Source organism: Flavobacterium hibernum (assembly GCF_000832125.1).
Classification (GTDB): domain Bacteria; phylum Bacteroidota; class Bacteroidia; order Flavobacteriales; family Flavobacteriaceae; genus Flavobacterium; species Flavobacterium hibernum.
Genome location: NZ_JPRK01000004.1, coordinates 158,928 through 177,345, shown reverse-complemented (window position 1 = coordinate 177,345; position 18,418 = coordinate 158,928). Strand labels below are relative to the sequence as shown.

The window sequence follows — 18,418 nt, the reverse complement described above, 5'->3', positions numbered from 1 at the left end:
GAAATTATTCCCAATTAGAATCTTTTATTTCGTTGAAGACTTTCTGAATACCCTGTTCTAAACTAGTTTTAGCCTTCCAACCAAGACCGTTTAATTTAGACACATCCATTAATTTACGAGGAGTACCGTCTGGCTTACTTGTATCTGTTAAAATTTCCCCTTTAAAATCAACAATTTTTTTAACTAAAACTGCTAAATCTAAAATTGAAATATCCTCTCCAACTCCAATATTAACTAATCCTGAATCATTATAATTTTCCATTAAAAATACGCAAGCTTCAGCAAGATCATTGGCATGTAAAAACTCTCTTTTTGGGCTTCCTGTTCCCCAAATAGTCACAGAAGTATCACCATTACGTTTAGCCGTAATAAATTTTCGCAACATAGCTGGCAATACATGAGAATTCTTTAAATCATAATTATCATTTGGTCCGTACAAATTTGTAGGCATAACCGAAATAAAATTACAACCAAACTGATCTCTATAAGCATCACACATTTTAATACCTGCGATTTTAGCAATGGCGTATGGTTCATTTGTAGGTTCTAATTCTCCAGTAAGCATATATTCTTCTTTTAATGGCTGTGGAGCCATTTTTGGATAAATACAAGATGATCCCAGAAACATTAATTTCTTTACATTATTCAGATAAGATTGATGAATAACATTATTTTGTATCATCAAATTTTCATATATAAAATCACCTCTGTAGGTATTATTAGCAATGATACCTCCTACTTTTGCCGCTGCTAAAAAAACATAATCTGGCTTTTCTTTTTGAAAAAAGTCAGCAACAGCTTGTTGATTTCTTAAATCCAGCTCTGAAGAAGTTTTTAGTATAAATTTTGTATAACCTTCAGCTTTTAATTGGCGTAAAATAGCCGAACCCACCATTCCGCGGTGTCCAGCTATGTATATTTTATCTTCTAAATTCATAGTGCTAATTTCTAATTCAAGAATAAAATTATTTTGTTTTTCTCAATTAATAATTAATCGATGATCTTACCTCTTTTAACATCTTTTCTTTTTTAACATACAGTATATCAGATGCCATCATTTCTTTTACCAATCCAGCCAAATCGTATTTAGGTACCCAACCTAATTGAGTTTTCGATTTAGTAGGATCCCCAATAAGCAAATCGACTTCAGTAGGACGGAAATATTGTGGATCAACAGCTATAATTTGTTTTCCTAACTCAAGTTGATAATCAGGATTACTACAAGAAGCTACATATCCTTTTTCATCTACTCCTTCACCTCTAAATTCAATATCTATACCTACTTCTGAAAACGACATTTTTACAAAATCACGTACATAGGTAGTTTCTCCCATTGCAATAATATAATCTTCTGGAACTTCCTGTTGTAGAATACGCCACATTGCTTCTACATAATCTTTTGCATGTCCCCAATCACGTTGAGCTTCTAAATTCCCTAAATAAAGGCAATCTTGTTCTCCTAAAGCAATTGCAGCGGTAGCCATCGTTATTTTACGAGTTACAAAAGTTTCTCCACGACGTGGAGATTCGTGATTAAACAAAATTCCATTACATGCAAACATATTATAAGCTTCACGATAATTTTTTGTAATCCAGAAACCATAAATTTTTGCAGCTCCATAAGGTGAACGTGGATAAAAAGGTGAATGCTCATCATAAAATCCTTTTTCGTTTTTATTCTCGGCCAAACCACCATACAATTCAGATGTTGATGCCTGATATATACGCGTTTTCTTTTCTAATCCTAAAATACGTACTGCTTCTAAAATTCTTAATGTACCAATACCATCAACATTAGCTACATATTCCGGCGAATCAAAAGAAACCTTTACATGACTCATCGCACCTAAATTATAGATTTCATCAGGCTGTACCTCTTGAATAATTCGAATAATATTTGTCGAATCTGTTAAATCTCCATAGTGTAAAGTAAAATTTACATGGGCTTGATGTTGATCCTGATAGATATGATCAATACGCTGCGTATTAAAAGAAGAAGCTCTTCTTTTAACACCATGAACCATATAACCTTTTTCTAATAATAATTCTGCCAGGTATGAACCATCTTGTCCTGTAATTCCTGTTATAAGTGCAATTTTCATTTTCTATAATTTTTTTTATTTTTTTTTAAATGATGCAAATGTTCTTTTCAAGCCTGCTTCTACTGATACTGGTAATGATTTCCCAATTGCTTTTACAATCTTTTCATTACTCACAATGTAACTTTCAGTTAATTTTTCCAAACGTTCCGTATTTAAGGGTAAATTTAGCTTATCTCCTAATCTTGAAATAAAATGTATAATACCTTGTGAAAGGTAAATTATCCTATTCTTTTTTTCTAAAGTTTCTCCTAAATATTTTATCAATTGATTAGTTGATATTGTTTGATTATCTGATACTTGATAAATTCCTGAAGGTATAGAATCATTTTCCAATAATTCTTTTATAACAAAACATAAATTCTCAATGCTCAAGAATGATCTTTGATTTTCAAAAGCTCCTAATGGCCAGGGAATTCCCTTAGCAACTAATTGATACAATAAATTAAGATTACCTTTGTTTCCTGGTCCGTGGATCATGCAAGGTCTAAGAACATAAACTCTTTTACCTTTCGGCAGGTTTTTAGATAAAATATATTCTTCCGCTTGACGTTTTGAAATTCCATAATGTGTTTTTGGATGTGAAGTTGTTTCTTCGATTAAAACACCTTCTACTTTATCCGCCGCTGCTTTAACCGTACTCATAAAAATAAAAACAGAAGCTTCAGAATCTAGAAAAGAATCAAATAATTGTCTTGTTAATTCATAATTACCTTCATAATAATCATTAGGCTTAGAAACTTTCTTTAAATCATGAGCTTTTCCTGCAAGATGAATAAGACAATCACTTTTAATCTCCAATTTTTGATTAAAAATATATCTAACACTTAAGGTATTTACCTTATGTGATTTAAGATAATTAATTAGATTCTGGCCAACAAAACCAGATGCTCCAGTTATTGTTACTTTCATTTTCTCAAGAATCCTATTATTTTCCACAGGAAACGCATTTTTATTTTTAATGGCGAAAAATCAATTCCATTCATTGAAAGAGCTTTTTGAATTTCCTTTGTAATCAATTTATAAGAAGAAGCTCCCGAACTACTCAGTCCTCCTACTAACATTGCTGTAGTGGTTATACCTGAATATTTCCAAACAATTTTGTTTTTCAAAAAGAAACGTGTTATTAACTCATAATCAGCTCCTATTTTGAAGCCTAAATTATAGCCCCCGTATTCATTAAAAAGCTCTCTTTTAAAAAAAATGGAAGGATGTGGCGGCATAAATCCAATTCTAAGTTTTTCTGAATTCCAGTATTTAGAAGTATATACCCTTACGATTTTACCATCAGCTCTATGCTGAATGATGTTCCCGACAGACGCATCAATATTATTTTCTTTGTGAAAATTAGCAATTTTTTCAATTACAGAATCTGAATCAAAAGTATCATCAGAATTAAGTATACCAATTAAGTCTCCCGTTGCCAAATTGACTCCTTTATTCATGGCATCGTAAAGTCCTTTATCTGGTTCAGAAATCCATTTTGAAATTTGATTGTTATATTTTTGAATAATTTCTAAAGTATTATCTTTAGAATTACCATCAATAATTATATATTCAATATTTTCATAAGTTTGACTAGCTACTGAAACAATTGTTTTTTCGATAGTCTCTGCACTATTATAGCAAACTGTAATTAATGAAATTTTCAATATCTTTTTTTTAATAATTAAGAGGTCGTCAATAAGTTACTTCTAAAATCTAAACTAGAAAATTTTGCAACATTATCAATATCAGCATTCCGATCTGAAGTTTTAAACTTATAATGAAAAAGCATAAAATCGTTAACCAAAACATCTAAGTCTTTCTTTTTTATTTTAACATAAGAGTCTGTTACGTAAATCCTCTCATATTTAACGTTATGTGCTTTAAATTTTGTAATCTGTCTGCCAATCTCAACATCATCAATTAAATAATTCTTAGAATCATCTAAAGAAAGAGTGTTACACAATTTTGTCCCTATAAAAAAACCTGCTCCACTAAAAAAACTAACTTTAGGTCCTAGATGCAAATATTTTAATAATAAGTGAAGATATTTATTTTTAAAAAAAATCTCACTCCATAAATTTGCTTTGCCTTGTACACCATGATAGGAATCATTATCAAAAGAGCATTTATTGATATATTTACTAAAATTAGAAATATCAATATAAGAGGAAAGATTAGTTCTGTATATCAGTTCAACATCTGGATAATTATCTAATAAAACATTTTTTGCGCTAACAAATTTTCTGTAGCAATTTTCAATCGAATCAGCTTCTGTAACTCTAATTTCATTATGACTGTAAACACAGTTTTCAGAATGTCCTCCACTATAAAAGAAAACTTTAAAACCTTTATTAACTGCTTCTTTATACCAGCTATTTTCAATTGAAGTTATAAAACCTCTATAACTCTCTGCCTTTGTAGAAAGGATGAGTATACAAATATTAGCATTATTCATTAAATGACCGCTTTATAAATTATTAAGATATTTTGTAAATTATTTAAAAAATGAAATTCTCTTTTTTAGCAAAATGTAACTTATGTACCCCAGAATCAATCTTGTACTGTAATTTGACATCTTAAGGCTTTTTAATGGAAAATTTTCAATAAACTTAAAATCGTGCCAATGTGTTTCTAATTCATTATTTAAATAATATCCGCCTATAAAATCTTTAGTACGATAATCTGTTTTAATATAATGTTCATTCTCAAAAACCAAAAAATTCGAAAACACCAAAAGGTTTGATATTATTTTTGGATACAGAATTTCTGCAAGATAAATCTGGTCATAAAAATGTTTCCTGTTTTTAACTAAACAAGGATTCTCGCTTAAAACATTTTTCATTAATTCTATACCGCTTTGTTTAACAGAAAATGTTCCAGCCATAATAGGATATAGATGTAATCTTGTATCTCGAATTACATTATAATCATACTCTGAATCAAACCAGATTTTTAATAATGATAATTCTCTTTTTGAAATGACTGAATCTGAATCACGAAATAAATATACATCAGCTTTAGTAAAAAAGATATTATAAAATCTCCACATTTTTGGAGGAACATCCGATAATAAAACGTGATCCGCATTTATAATGAACTGGATAGGCAGATCTTTAAAATAACTTAAATCTACAGAATTATCAATGTAAACTACCATATTAAATTCATATTCAGAATTCAACACTTTGTTAAAGTACTCAGTAAATAATTCAAACTGTTTCACAATTGGTAAGTAATATTCAAAATTCTTACCATAAAGGGTATATGAAATACTTATTAGCTTTTTATGCATGCATTATCTTTTTATAATAGTCTTTCATTATTTCTCCAATTGCTTTATAACTATATTTTTCAATAGCTTTGAATCTAGCATTTGCTGATAAAGAGTCTCTCAAATTTTCGTCAGAAATAATCAAATCTATTTTCTGTGCATAATCCTTAATTGAAAAACTTTCAACTAGATAACCATCAATATTATTAGTAATAATTTCTGAAGGTCCACTGGAATCAAATGCTATAACTGGAGAACCACAAGCCATAGCTTCAAGCGTAACCTGACTAAAAGATTCAAATCGAGAAGATACAAGAGTCACGTAGGATAGATTATAAATTTTAATCATATCCTCCGTAGAATTAATTTCTCCAAAATGATGGTGAGAAAAATTTAATACCTCTTTAATTTGGGATGAATTATTTCCTACTGTAAGCAAACAAATAGAATCCAAATTTTTAATACACTTTAAACTCTCTAAAAGAAGATCTAAACCTTTGTTGAGATCAACTAAATTATTTGAAATAAATAATATATATTTTTTGTTTTCAGGTAACTTCTCAAATAAAGGTTCCGATTTTAAATTTATATTTAAAGGCCTATAAAGAGAAACATCAATAGGATTTGGAACGACTAAGACGTCTTGAAATAAACTCCCCAAATGCGATTGATTAATTTTATTTTTCATTGTTTGCGATGGCGCTGTAACATAAATTTTCTTGACAGAATATAAATTCTCCTTTTGCTTAAAATTAGTCAATGGAAAATCCGAAAATATACTTTTAGCAGGACAACTAGTACATGAATCCTTATATTTTAAACATTCTCCCGGTATGTGACAGCCTCCAGTAATAAAATAATAATCATGCAATGTTAATACAATCTTATCTGCCTTAATTTTAAGCAAAAATTCAGAAGAATTATAACCATGCCCAACCCAGTGCAGATGAATTAAATCAAATTTATCTAAAAAACTACCATAGATGTTAGATAAAAAACCAGAAAATAAACTCGAATTTCTAGAAAACAATCTGCCGGTCTTCTTATAAACAAATCTTGTAATAAAAATATCGTACCAAAAAAGTAACGACATTAAAACATTTCCTAAACTTTTAACTTGATAAATTTTATCTTTTTTAACAAGAGATAAATATGAAAGAATAGATACATCAACATCTACCTTATTAAGAGATTCAGAAATTCTTAAAACCGCAGAACTTGTATTATTCCTAAAATTTAAAAATAAAATTTTCAAAATTATTTTTTTATAAATAAAACAACACGGAAATAAATCTGAAATAAAGTGACATTTACAATCACAAATAAGCAAGATATCATTTTATAAAAAAAGTTCAGAGAACTACTCAAAATTATTGATAATGATTCTTTCAGTAACAATAAAGGTTTCTGAGATGAGACTCCTCCAAAAGTTAATATTGTAAATTGAGCATCTACAGCTTTAAAAGTCAAATTTTGCTCCAGTGCAACAACAACACTTTTAAAATCTGAGCAAATTTTTAATTTATCATCATATTTATTATTAGATAAATAGGATGTTTTATATATTATCCCTTGATGTACAGTAGGCATTCTTAAACGCCATTTCTTTACTTCTCTCGATTTAACTACATGCGAAATATGTTCATTACTCATTTTTACATTAAACGCTACTCCTGCCAATAATTTTTCTCCTAAATTATCTTTCAATACATTTAGCAACTTTTCAAATTCTACATTATTATCAATAACATCTCCACTGTTCAAGAAAAAACAATAATCCCCAGTAGAATTATCAACTCCCTTATTCATTGCATCATAAATACCTTTATCTTTCTCTGATATAAAAGTTGTTTCTAAAATGGGAGATTTAACATAATTTTTTAAATATGGAACACTTTCATCCGTAGACAAACCATCTATTATAACATGTTCAAAATAATTCAAAAAGCAGTCATCTATTTGAGTTAATGAATTAATAGTTTTATTTAAACCATCAAAATCATTTCGCGTAACTGTTATAATTGATACGAGCATAAAATTATAGTTTTTCTTTATTAAAAGTTAAATTATTTAACAAAATGTAGTTAGTTATCACAATTAAAAAACTTGTTTCAGGAGTAAAAAATGCTCCATTTACAAATAGACAGGCCCCTACTATCAAAAAATAGTCAAATAATTTATTATATTCCTTAACATTCTTAAAGACAGAACCAAAAATTAAAAGATAAAACAATGGAGTTAATATTCCATAGTAAGAAAAAATAACAAAAAAAGAATTATCAAACATAATTGGTGATTGCCCGAAAGGAATTCCGAAAAAATTATGCTGATAAAATATTATATCAATAACTTGAAAAAAAGGAGCTCCAATTCTAGCATATCCACTTGTTCCCTCTGTAGCTATCTCATTAAATCTAAAAAATTCAAAAATTGTTATGTTATATTTAATTATAAAATAAACAACAAACAAGCAAAAGAAAACTTTCACATACTTATTATTATATAATTTAGGAATATAATAAAGGACCATAAACAAATAAATTGTAGTAGAAAACGAAAGTATAATCCCTAAAATAATTAAAAGCTTTACCTCTAATTTAATTTTAACTGAATCTCCCCAAATCAACATAGAAAATAACACTAAACCTAAATAACTTGGTTCATGATATAGTGAGATCGGCCTCATATAATCTAAAAAATTAACCGCCTGAAATCGACCGACATCTTCAGCAGTACTTATCGAGTATTTATCGAGAAAAAACCAACTAAATGATGTTCCCATCAAATTATATTCTAAAACTTGTATTAACTCATAAAAAACAATTATACAAGCAGCGAAAGAAAATATCGCTTTAAAATTAATTTGAAGGATTGCTCTTGGTATGTGAAATTTTGAACTTAAAATTGCCAAAAGAGCAATGTTAACTAATAAAAAAGACTTTAAAAACTCAATGAAATCAAGCTCAAAAACAAATAATACTAAAACAATATATTGATGAATTAGCAATAAGAAATATATTCTCCAAGAATTTGTAGGTATATATTTTAACGATAATATTATAAGTAAGCCTAATAGGAAAAAAGCAAAAGAAAATGAATAACCTATGAGCCTAAAAACGTAAAGACTTAAAGTTAATAAGGCAAATAAAAAAAAAAGAGAAAAGAATAATCTTTTTAGTACAGCCATCTAATTAAACTTTTTTTTTTCTATAATTAGTAAAATTTCATTGTAAATGTTTGCATCAGGAGCTTCTAATAGTAACGGATAAATTTTTTCAATAATAGAATCATCATAATTCCACCACTTCAGTTCTAATAACATTTCTATAATTTCACTTGAAAAACGATATCTTATGAATTTAGCTGGATTACCTCCATAAATTGAATATGGTTCAATATCTTTTACAACGTGACTATTGGCTGCTACAACACTACCATCTCCAATTGTTATTCCACTCATTACAGTAACATCTCTTCCTAACCAAACATCATTTCCAATGCTAATCTTACCATTACTAAAAACAATCGACTTAAATACTTTTGTTTTTAAATAGTTAGGATAGACTGATCCAAATGGATAAGAGCTAGCAAACCAAGTACTATGATTACCTCCACAAAAAAGTCTAAGTCCGGCACCAATTGAACAGAATCGTCCAATTGTAATATCAATTTCTTCTCCCCATGTATAAATTTGAGTAGATTCAAATCCATAGGTATAACGCCCTATATATACATCTTTATTACAAAGTTTTATTATTTGATCTATCGAGGGATTATGCTCTTTTTTAGAGAGATTTTCTATAAATAAATAAATTGAGATTAATATTTTTTTCACTACTGAGTGTTTTATAAAATTACTTTTTTTTAACAATAGAATACATACGCACCATAGAATCAAGAATTCTCATCTTAAATAAAAAAATACAAATTCCGTAAAATAAAAATCCAACTATTAAATTTATAAAAATGATTAAAAAAGAACTAAAACTATAAGTATTTAAGAAGGTATTAAAACTATATAAAAAAATAAAGAAAAAGAAACTTACACTTAAAGTTGGAAAAATATCACTTAACTGCCCCCTTAAACTATAATTAATTACTTTTCCTATAAAATAAGAATTTATAAAAAAGAACAGAATACTTAAAATTATCTGGCTAATTATTAAGCCAAACATTCCAAAATATAATGAACATCCTATAATTACAATACTAGCTATTTTCTTCCAAACGTCAATTTTTAAATACAAACGGCTATTTCCCATTGCTGTTAGAACGTTCATGTTATAATTGTTAATTGGTTGAAAAATTCCTGCAACACATAACAATTGGAAATAAGGTACAGCAGGCAACCATTTTTTTGTAAAAACAAGTAAGAATAATGATTCCGCACTTACAGCGACATAAATTAGTAAGGCTGAGTTACAAAATAAAACTATAAGTAATATATTTTTGTAATATCGAACTAATTCTTCCTTGTTGTTCTGGTAGCTTGCGAATAAAGGCAATGTCACCTTGGTTAGAATTTGCGTAATATTTAGTACAGGTATTTGTTTTAAAGAATCTGCTCTAGAATATAATCCTAACTGTTTTATTGGGAAAAATTTAGCAAAAATAAAAGTGTACAAATTATTCATTAAATTATCCATCAATCCAACAATAATTAGTTTATAACCGAATCTGAAATGAATTTTAAATTTGATTAAGTCAAACTTAAAACTAGGTTTCCACGGTATTATAATCCAAAAGGAAGCTGATAAAAGGAAAGATTGGCATAAAACCATATATATATAACTCCAAATACCAAACCCATTAAATACAAGCAAGACTCCAAAAAAGCTACTACAAATTGATGTTAACAATTGTATTGCCGCTTGTTTTTTAAAATTTGCTTCCTTGGTTAGTTTTGTTATATAGATACTTGAAAATGCATCTATTATAAGAGTTAAACTATATATTCGAATTATACTTGTTAAAGTAGTTTGATTAAAAAAACTGCTCATTAAAGGAGCACAAAAAAAGAACAAACAATAAATAATTAGACTAATTATTAAGTTTGAAACAAATACAGTACTGTAGTCTAAAGAGTCTGGATCAGCAGTTCGTATGATAGAAGAAGACATACCTACCTGAAGAATTGTATATCCTATACCGTAAAAAAAAGTCATCATTGCAATTAAACCAAATTCACTTGGTTCAAAATGCCTCGTCATTAATATAGTAACGATAAAACCAATGATTTGCGCTCCAAATTGCTGAAAAGCAGTCCAAATAAAACCATTAATAGTAGATTTATTATTCACAGATGTATTTCTAACTTGTTTTAAATTATTTAATAGTGCATTACGACTTTAAACAGCTAATTGTTTTATCATTTTTCGAAATATCAACAAGACTACCATTAAAAAACCAAGTAAAAAACCACCTATAACAATACCTTTTCCTTTTCCAAAACGATCTTTTGGTAATGGCAAAATAGGTTTGTCAATTACTTGAATCAAAGGTGTTTCTTTCCGCAATGTCACTTTAGCCAATTCCGATTGTTTAACTAACTCCGTTAAAATAGCTGTATTTGCCTGTACATCGACTTGTCTTCTTGCTGAAGGAGCACGACGTACATTCATTGCTGGATTCAAATTAAAAGTATTATCATTAGCCACTGCCACCCCTGTAATAGAACTATTTAGCTCTCCTCTTATAGAGTCAACTTGCTTTTCTAGAATACCCATATTGATTCTAGCCTTTTTGCTTTTAGTTTCTATGTAAAATTGACCAACTTCTTTTGCTAACGCTTCACAAAAATATTTTGCAAAAAGCTCATCAGTTGAAGACACATCTATACTTACAATCCCAATTTTTTTATCTTTTTGACCAATAGATAGACCACTTGTAAACAAATTTTGATATAGTATTCCCATAATACTATCTTGTGAACGAGTAAATTTTTCTCTATTAAAATTTGGCAGAAACTGAACATTGGCAAATGGAGTTCCTTTCCAACTTTCTCTCCACTTATTGTTTTGAATATACATTTCTGCTAGGGAAATTTCTTTACCATTCAAATTGACAGGAGATAAAAGTGTTTTTTCTACCATCGATCTAGATTTGAATAATTCCGCGAGATTAGCACCCGTAAATATTCCGCCGCCGCCGCCGCCCAGATCTAAACCAAAGGAACTTGCTAAACCTAAAGCACCACCTAATCCCCCGCTTCCTTTTTCGTCCTCTAATGCGAAAGACAATGTAGCAGTATAAATTGGTTTTTTATAAATTGAGTAAACTAAACCTATACAAGCTCCCAAGATTCCTGCCAAAAGAACAATTTTCCATTGTGATAGCAAATAGTTATACCATTCCTTAACACTTTCAAATAGATCTTTGAATGATATCTCCTCATTTTTAACGAGTATTTTTTCCATTCTCTTTTTTTATTTAAATGCTGTAACAATTAACAACGCTAAACTAGAAATTACACTACCTATACCAACCCATTCGCCTGCAGTCATTTTCTTTTTTTCTGGTTTCTCAGGAACAACAATTTGTGAATCTGGTGTTACTTTAGGATAAGATCTAAAAAATAAAAAAGAACTAGTAACAGAAGCTTTCCCGTTTGGATAAATGATATATGCTTTTTTCTTCCAGCCTTTATTATCGACCCCACCTACCGCATTAATATAATACTTAAATCCTTTACCGTTTCTATATGGAATCTCAGAAGTTAACAATACATTTCCTGTTACTTTAATACCTTCGTTATAAACTGAAACTTCAATCTCATCCCCAGGAAATAGGGTTACATTAGAATAATGATTTTTATCTTTGACAATTTTCTCCCAATCAACTGGTATAGTAGCAAACTTCAGATCTTCCTTCAATTTTTTACTTAATTTACTTCTTAATGTATCATTTTTAGCTAAATTCAAATCGATACTCTCTATTTTATCAATTTGAGCTTGTTTAATTGGTCGCTTTATTTTCATTCCATCAAGATTTGCTATAGATGTTAATCCACCTGCTCTCATTACAACATTATAAACAGTTTCTTTTTTATTTGCCAAAACATATTTTCCAGGATAACTAACAGCACCACTAACAGCGACCATTTGAGGTTTCTCATAAACGGCCATTTTTCGAATATTAATTACATCAAAAGGCTTTACCACAAAGTTTTTAATTTGCTCATTGTTGTCAGTAGTTATTTCAAGTTCTATAAGCTCAATTCTTTTAGGATCAGCATCATCAATTACATCAGACTTGATCATTCGTGCAATTTCAACTCTTTTTGATGCCGACCCAGTCAAACCACCAACTTGTACAACTAAGTCATTTAAAGTAAGATTTTCAAAATATTCGTATTCTCCCGGATTTTTGACTTCTCCATCAATAGTAACTTTGTATTCTTCTCTAAAATCTAAGATTGAATAAACAGTAACTATATCTTCTCTTTTTAATTCGACATCGGCATTTAAATCTCCAGATAATGCAGCACTTAAATCAACATTTACAATTTCTGTCGTTAAGTCTGTTTTTAAACGAATGATTCTTGCTCTTTTTGTATAGGCATCTTCTTTTAAACCTTCCGCTCTTGTAATAAGATCCGAAATTCTCATTCCTTCACTATAAGAATAATAGTCTGGCCTAAATACCGCACCCTCGATTTTAATACGATTTTCAAATCGATTTAAAATTTTAGTAACTCTAAAAACATCTCCAGATTGTGGCCCGTAAGTATTATATTCACTTTCGTTTATATCATGCACTTTAAATTCTTTTCCTGTTTTCTGCATTACATTTACTGATGCAGTATAAGCAAATTCATTAAAGCCAGATGCAAAATTTAATAAATCAGAAAACTTTTCTCCTTTTTTCATCTCGAAAATTCCAGGGCGTTTTACCTCACCCTCAACTGTAACTCTTAGACTATATGCTGGAATTCGAATAACATCATTATCTTTTAAACTCACATTATCAGATTGATCTCCTTTTACCAAAAATTTATAGATATCTACATTTTTGTAAACTTTATTATTTCTAATTAATTCTATATTTCTATAACTTCCATTTTTTCCAGGCCCCCCTGCCAAATGTAGAGCATTGTAAACTGTTGCCAAGGATGAAATTGAATAATTACCTGGTTGTTTGCCTCCAACGATCGTAATTTTAATGGTACGAATTCTACTTAAACTTACACTAACCTGAGATTGGCCAGATGAAACTGTACTGTAAACTCTTGCTATAGCTGCTTTTATTTTTTGAGTTGCCGCTTCAATTGACATACCTGAAACAGAGATTTGGCCTACATAATCAATAGTTATTTTTCCTTCTACACTAACCGATATACTGGCATTGTATTCCTGAACTCCGTATACACTTACTTGTAATTCATCACCGGGCCCAAGAACATAATTCATAGGCGTTGCCAATTTTAAATCTGGTTCAAAATTTAAAGTAGGATTATCAAATAATTCAGATCCAAAAATTAAAGCATTTACAGAATCTTTTACTTTATCGTTTTTGATTTTCTCTTGTTTTCTTCCAAATTCTGAATCCTTATCTTCTATTTTTGGCTTACTATTTTTATCATTTGCATTTCCTTTAGCATTTTTCTTATCGAATTCAGTAAGTTTACTTTTAAGTTTATTGAATTCTGTTTGAGTCATCCCTTTTGACAAAGCCATTGACTCTACATTATCAATTGTTGTATTATTACTTTTTAACTGAGTACTAATTTTAGCTAAATCATCATCAGACAAGTAATCCACTTTTACAGTACTTAAATCTTTAGACTTAAGTATGTCTTGGGCATTTGCATTGAATGATAATAATAAAATAAAAAACAGCGTAAGAATGTATGTTATCTTCTTCATATGAAATTATAATTTAACCTAAAGTTTGGTTTAAATAAAATTGCTTATTGTTTATGAATATTGCTTTTGATAATAATCTTTATAAGAACCTGATGTCACGTTTTGTAGCCAATCTTCATTATTAAGATACCAATTGATAGTTTTTTCTAATCCTTCCTCAAAAGTAACAGAAGGTTTCCATCCTAATTCTTTATTAATTTTAGATGCATCAATAGCATAACGCAAATCATGACCTGGTCTATCCTTAACATAAGTAATCAATTCCTGAGAAGTCCCTTCTGATCTTCCTAATTTCTGATCCATAATGTGGCATAACAATTTAACCAAATCAATATTCTTCCATTCATTAAAACCTCCTATATTATATGTCTCGTGGTTTTTACCTTCGTGAAAAACTAGATCAATCGCAATCGCATGATCTTCAACAAAAAGCCAATCACGAGTATAATTTCCATCTCCATAAACAGGCAATGGTCTATTATTGATAATATTATTTATAAAAAGTGGAATTAATTTTTCGGGAAAATGATAGGAACCATAATTATTGGAACAATTTGTCAAAACATACGGCAAACCATAAGTTTCTCCATAAGCTCTCACAAAATGATCTGAACTTGCTTTTGAAGCTGAATAAGGAGAATTAGGGTCATAAGAAGTGGTTTCCGTAAAAAGACCTTCAACTCCAAGTGAACCATAGACTTCATCCGTACTAATATGATAAAAACGTTTACCTTCAAAATTTTCCTTCCATTGATTTTTAGCCGCATTCAATAAATTCATAGTACCAATTACGTTTGTTTTTACAAAAGCCAATGGATCTTCAATAGAACGATCTACATGAGATTCTGCTGCCAAATGCAAAACTCCGTCAAAATTATGCAATGAAAAAAGCTCATTGATAAAAGCCTCATCAACGATATCTCCTTTTACAAAAGTATAATTAGATTGATTTTCAATATCTTTAATATTCTCTAAATTACCCGCGTAAGTCAAGGCATCTAAATTAAAGATTTGATATTCAGAATATTTATTTACAAAACGTCTTACTACGTGCGAACCAATAAAACCAGCTCCGCCGGTTATAAGAATTTTTTTCATTTAAATTAATTTAATAAATCTGAATTTATTTTTTCTAACTCACTGTAGATATCCTTAACATCTTGCGAGCTTTCTTTTTGCAAAATTAAATTTGCTGTATCAGTATATACAAAAATAGTGTTTTTTAGCCCTAGAAAAGTTGTATGTTTTCCCGAACCAATAACCATATTTCCATTCTTGTCAATAGGGTGCCCATTTGAAACTAAATAATCATAAACAGATTCAAATGAACCTAAATCTGACCATGAAAAAGCTGCAGGTACCACTTTAATTTTTTTACTGCGTTCCATAACAGCATAATCAATACTAATTGATGGAATTTCTAAAGACAAATCTAAATCTAGAAATCCATTTTTATTTGCCTCCCATACTGCTTTAGATTTCTCATAAACATTTGGTTGAAATTGTTTAAGTTCCTCTAAAAGAACACTTGCTTTAAAACAAAACATTCCACTATTCCATAAGAAATTTCCCTTTGCGATAAATTCTTTTGCAGTAGTTTCGTTAGGCTTTTCTCTGAACGAAATCACAGTATCTCCTTTTGATTCTATATAACCATATCCCGTTTCAGGTTTGGTTGGTATAATACCAAAAGTAACAATAAATCCATCTTCTGCTTTTGAAACAGCCTGATTAATTGCTTTATTATAATCCTCCATTTTATCAATAATATGATCTGAAGGAGTTACAATTAATATGTCATCCGGATTCGATGCAAATGCAGCAAAAGCAATCGCAGCTGCAGTGTTCCTAGGTGTTGCTTCTACTATGTTCACATAAGAAGTTTTGGTCTTATCCATCACTTTACTACTTAAATGATGATTATCGACATTCCCCACTACCATTACTTTATTAGCCAAATAACTATTACGATCAACAGTTATTTCAAATAAAGATTTATTTTCAAATATCTCTAGATATTGCTTGGGTTGACTTTTTCTAGAGAGGGGCCACAATCTGCTTCCGATTCCGCCTGTTAAAATTACATGTATAATTGAATTGTTTGTTTCCATTTTTTTAAATAAAAAAAGAACTTTTAAATACTATAACCTATTATCTGCTATACTACCTAAAACTCCTTTTACATCATATATTAAACTGTCTCTTTTTTGTAACTCAGAAAAATTCATTTTTAAAAATTCAGCATGTGCAACTCCTAAAACAATAGCATCAAATTTTTCTACTGGAACAAAATTCATTGTTTCTAAATTGTATTCTTTTTTCACCTCTTTACTATTAGCTAAAGGGTCATAAATTGTAACAGAAATCCCATATTCTTTTAATGCTCTTATTACATCAACTATTTTAGTATTTCTCACATCGGGACAATTCTCTTTAAAAGTAATTCCAAGCATTAAAAGATTTGCTCCATTTACTGAAATTCCCTTTTTTATCATCAACTTTACTACTTGCGAAGCTACATATTCTCCCATGCTATCGTTCAAACGTCGTCCTGCCAAAATTATTTCGGGATGATACCCAAATTCTTGTGCTCTTTGCGCTAAATAATATGGATCGACACCAATACAATGGCCTCCAACTAAACCCGGTTTAAATGGTAAAAAATTCCATTTTGTTGATGCCGCTTCTAAAACATCTTGGGTATCAATATTCATTAAGTTAAATATTTTAGCAAGCTCGTTTACAAAAGCTATATTAATATCTCTTTGCGAATTTTCAATAACTTTAGCAGCTTCAGCAACTTTTATAGTTGGTGCTAAATGAGTTCCAGCTGTAATAACTGATCTGTACAAGGCATCAACTCTTAATCCAATTTCAGGTGTTGAACCTGAAGTTACTTTTAGAATTTTTTCAACTGTATGCTCTTTATCACCCGGATTTATTCTTTCAGGTGAATAACCTGCAAAGAAATCTTCATTAAATTTCAAACCTGAAATTTTCTCTAAAACAGGAACACATTGTTCTTCTGTTACTCCAGGGTAAACTGTAGATTCGTAAATTACTATATCCCCTTTCTTTAATACTTTACCTACTGACTCACTCGATTTGTACAAAGGAGTTAAATCAGGACGATTATTTTTATCTACAGGAGTTGGCACTGTTATTACAAAATAATTACAATCCGCAATATCATCTAAGGAAGTCGTGCAATATAGCCCAACTTTAGAACTTGAATCTGTAACTAGAACTTTTTGCAAAGTTAAATCATCTACTTCTAATGTTGTATCTGTACCTGATTTTAGCGACGCAACTCTTGTTTCGTTGATATCAAAGCCAACAACAGCATATTTAGTAGCAAATAATCGAGCCAAAGGCAAACCAACATAACCTAAACCAATAACAGCTATTTTTATGTTTTCTTTCAACTTATCTTCTTTTTTATTCACTTCAGTCATTACAATTCACGGCTTCGCCTCTCTGAGTCACAAAGGTTTGACACAGATACTCTAAAAATCATTTTCGGCAAATATAACATATTAAGTCAATTTATTCAATACGGTTTCCCGTAATACTGAAAAAACAAACAATTTAAAAAAAATGACATAGTTTAATCTACTATCAATCAGTATGTAAAAAAATACATTATAAAAAAAACAGAAAATAAAATCTCATATTAAAGAAATTTCATCTTCTGTTTTAACTAAAAAACAGTTAAACTATAACTGATTTATTTGTATTTTATTTTAAGAACACATCCTAAAGATTCTAAAACTAATATATAATGTGTATTTGAGACTTCTTGAACTATTGCACTCTGATTGCTAAATGCTCCCGTTTCTAATTTTATACGATCTCCAACCTGAATAGAAGTCACCGAAATATCACTAATATTCTCAGCCTTAAGACTCATTTTAATTATATTTATTTCTTCATCACGAACAACAGCAGGCTTACCTAGCCAAAATAAATATCGTACCACTCCAGCAATTTGAAAAACAGAATTTCGCTCTTTATCTGCCAACTGAACGAATACATAAGAATTAAAAAGAGGAACTTCAACCTTTTTCTTCCTATCAGACCATTCTTTTATTTGAGTAATTAACGGGCAGTAACATTCGATCCCAATCTGATTAAGTTTCTCTGCTACTTTTTTCTCCCATTTAGGTTTTGTATATACTACATACCAATTCATATTC

General features: G+C 29.5%; 17 protein-coding genes. All 17 read right to left on the bottom strand.

From position 1 onward, the window contains the following. Nucleotides 1–4: 4 nt before the first annotated feature. The 17 genes from IW18_RS04100 to IW18_RS04020 all read right to left on the bottom strand — a co-directional run bounded on the left by IW18_RS04100 (nucleotide 5) and on the right by IW18_RS04020 (nucleotide 18,414). Entirely contained in the window at nucleotides 5–937 is a 933-nt protein-coding gene (locus IW18_RS04100; protein WP_041516294.1) for a GDP-L-fucose synthase family protein, read from the bottom strand. Nucleotides 938–983: 46 nt separating this feature from the next. Then, the gene (gmd, locus tag IW18_RS04095; protein WP_041516293.1) at nucleotides 984–2,102 is read right to left on the bottom strand and encodes a GDP-mannose 4,6-dehydratase; all 1,119 of its coding nucleotides are present in this window, start codon (nucleotides 2,100–2,102) and stop codon (nucleotides 984–986) included. Nucleotides 2,103–2,117: 15 nt separating this feature from the next. After that, nucleotides 2,118–3,011, bottom strand: coding sequence for an NAD-dependent epimerase/dehydratase family protein (locus tag IW18_RS04090; protein WP_041516292.1), 894 nt, complete (start codon nucleotides 3,009–3,011; stop codon nucleotides 2,118–2,120). Further along, the gene (locus tag IW18_RS04085; protein ID WP_041516291.1) at nucleotides 3,008–3,751 is read right to left on the bottom strand and encodes a glycosyltransferase family 2 protein; all 744 of its coding nucleotides are present in this window, start codon (nucleotides 3,749–3,751) and stop codon (nucleotides 3,008–3,010) included. Before IW18_RS04085 ends, IW18_RS04090 begins: the two co-directional genes overlap by 4 nt. Before the next feature lie 17 nt (nucleotides 3,752–3,768). After that, on the bottom strand, nucleotides 3,769–4,542 hold the full coding sequence (locus IW18_RS04080; protein WP_041516290.1) for a Rossmann-fold NAD(P)-binding domain-containing protein: 774 nt from the start codon (nucleotides 4,540–4,542) through the stop codon (nucleotides 3,769–3,771). Nucleotides 4,543–4,581: 39 nt separating this feature from the next. After that, nucleotides 4,582–5,379 carry a hypothetical protein gene (locus IW18_RS04075; RefSeq protein ID WP_123902507.1) on the bottom strand — a complete coding sequence of 266 codons (798 nt, stop codon included), beginning with the start codon at nucleotides 5,377–5,379 and terminating at the stop codon, nucleotides 4,582–4,584. Next, on the bottom strand, nucleotides 5,372–6,613 hold the full coding sequence (locus IW18_RS04070; RefSeq protein WP_089081913.1) for a glycosyltransferase: 1,242 nt from the start codon (nucleotides 6,611–6,613) through the stop codon (nucleotides 5,372–5,374). The genes IW18_RS04075 and IW18_RS04070 overlap by 8 nt, the downstream gene beginning before the upstream one ends. A gap of 2 nt (nucleotides 6,614–6,615) precedes the next feature. Then, nucleotides 6,616–7,392 (bottom strand): glycosyltransferase, encoded by a 777-nt coding sequence (locus IW18_RS04065; RefSeq protein ID WP_041516287.1) that lies wholly within the window; start codon nucleotides 7,390–7,392, stop codon nucleotides 6,616–6,618. A 4-nt stretch (nucleotides 7,393–7,396) separates the two neighbouring features. Beyond that, nucleotides 7,397–8,545, bottom strand: coding sequence for a hypothetical protein (locus IW18_RS04060; protein ID WP_041516286.1), 1,149 nt, complete (start codon nucleotides 8,543–8,545; stop codon nucleotides 7,397–7,399). Beyond that, nucleotides 8,546–9,193 carry a CatB-related O-acetyltransferase gene (locus tag IW18_RS23340; protein WP_160113210.1) on the bottom strand — a complete coding sequence of 216 codons (648 nt, stop codon included), beginning with the start codon at nucleotides 9,191–9,193 and terminating at the stop codon, nucleotides 8,546–8,548. A 19-nt stretch (nucleotides 9,194–9,212) separates the two neighbouring features. After that, complete coding sequence (locus tag IW18_RS04050) at nucleotides 9,213–10,658, bottom strand: lipopolysaccharide biosynthesis protein (RefSeq protein WP_041516285.1); 1,446 nt, start codon at nucleotides 10,656–10,658, stop codon at nucleotides 9,213–9,215. Between the two features lie 48 nt (nucleotides 10,659–10,706). Beyond that, the gene (locus IW18_RS04045) at nucleotides 10,707–11,774 is read right to left on the bottom strand and encodes a Wzz/FepE/Etk N-terminal domain-containing protein (protein WP_041516284.1); all 1,068 of its coding nucleotides are present in this window, start codon (nucleotides 11,772–11,774) and stop codon (nucleotides 10,707–10,709) included. 9 nt (nucleotides 11,775–11,783) lie between these two features. Next, nucleotides 11,784–14,222, bottom strand: coding sequence for an SLBB domain-containing protein (locus IW18_RS04040; protein WP_041516283.1), 2,439 nt, complete (start codon nucleotides 14,220–14,222; stop codon nucleotides 11,784–11,786). A 51-nt stretch (nucleotides 14,223–14,273) separates the two neighbouring features. Next, nucleotides 14,274–15,320, bottom strand: a complete 1,047-nt coding sequence (gene rfbB, locus IW18_RS04035) for a dTDP-glucose 4,6-dehydratase (RefSeq protein WP_041516282.1) — start codon at nucleotides 15,318–15,320, stop codon at nucleotides 14,274–14,276. A gap of 5 nt (nucleotides 15,321–15,325) precedes the next feature. Beyond that, nucleotides 15,326–16,333 carry a mannose-1-phosphate guanylyltransferase gene (locus IW18_RS04030; protein ID WP_041516281.1) on the bottom strand — a complete coding sequence of 336 codons (1,008 nt, stop codon included), beginning with the start codon at nucleotides 16,331–16,333 and terminating at the stop codon, nucleotides 15,326–15,328. Nucleotides 16,334–16,363: 30 nt separating this feature from the next. After that, nucleotides 16,364–17,677 carry a nucleotide sugar dehydrogenase gene (locus IW18_RS04025; RefSeq protein WP_052480075.1) on the bottom strand — a complete coding sequence of 438 codons (1,314 nt, stop codon included), beginning with the start codon at nucleotides 17,675–17,677 and terminating at the stop codon, nucleotides 16,364–16,366. Between the two features lie 272 nt (nucleotides 17,678–17,949). Continuing rightward, nucleotides 17,950–18,414 carry a UpxY family transcription antiterminator gene (locus IW18_RS04020; RefSeq protein WP_041516280.1) on the bottom strand — a complete coding sequence of 155 codons (465 nt, stop codon included), beginning with the start codon at nucleotides 18,412–18,414 and terminating at the stop codon, nucleotides 17,950–17,952. Between the last annotated feature and the right edge of the window lie 4 nt (nucleotides 18,415–18,418).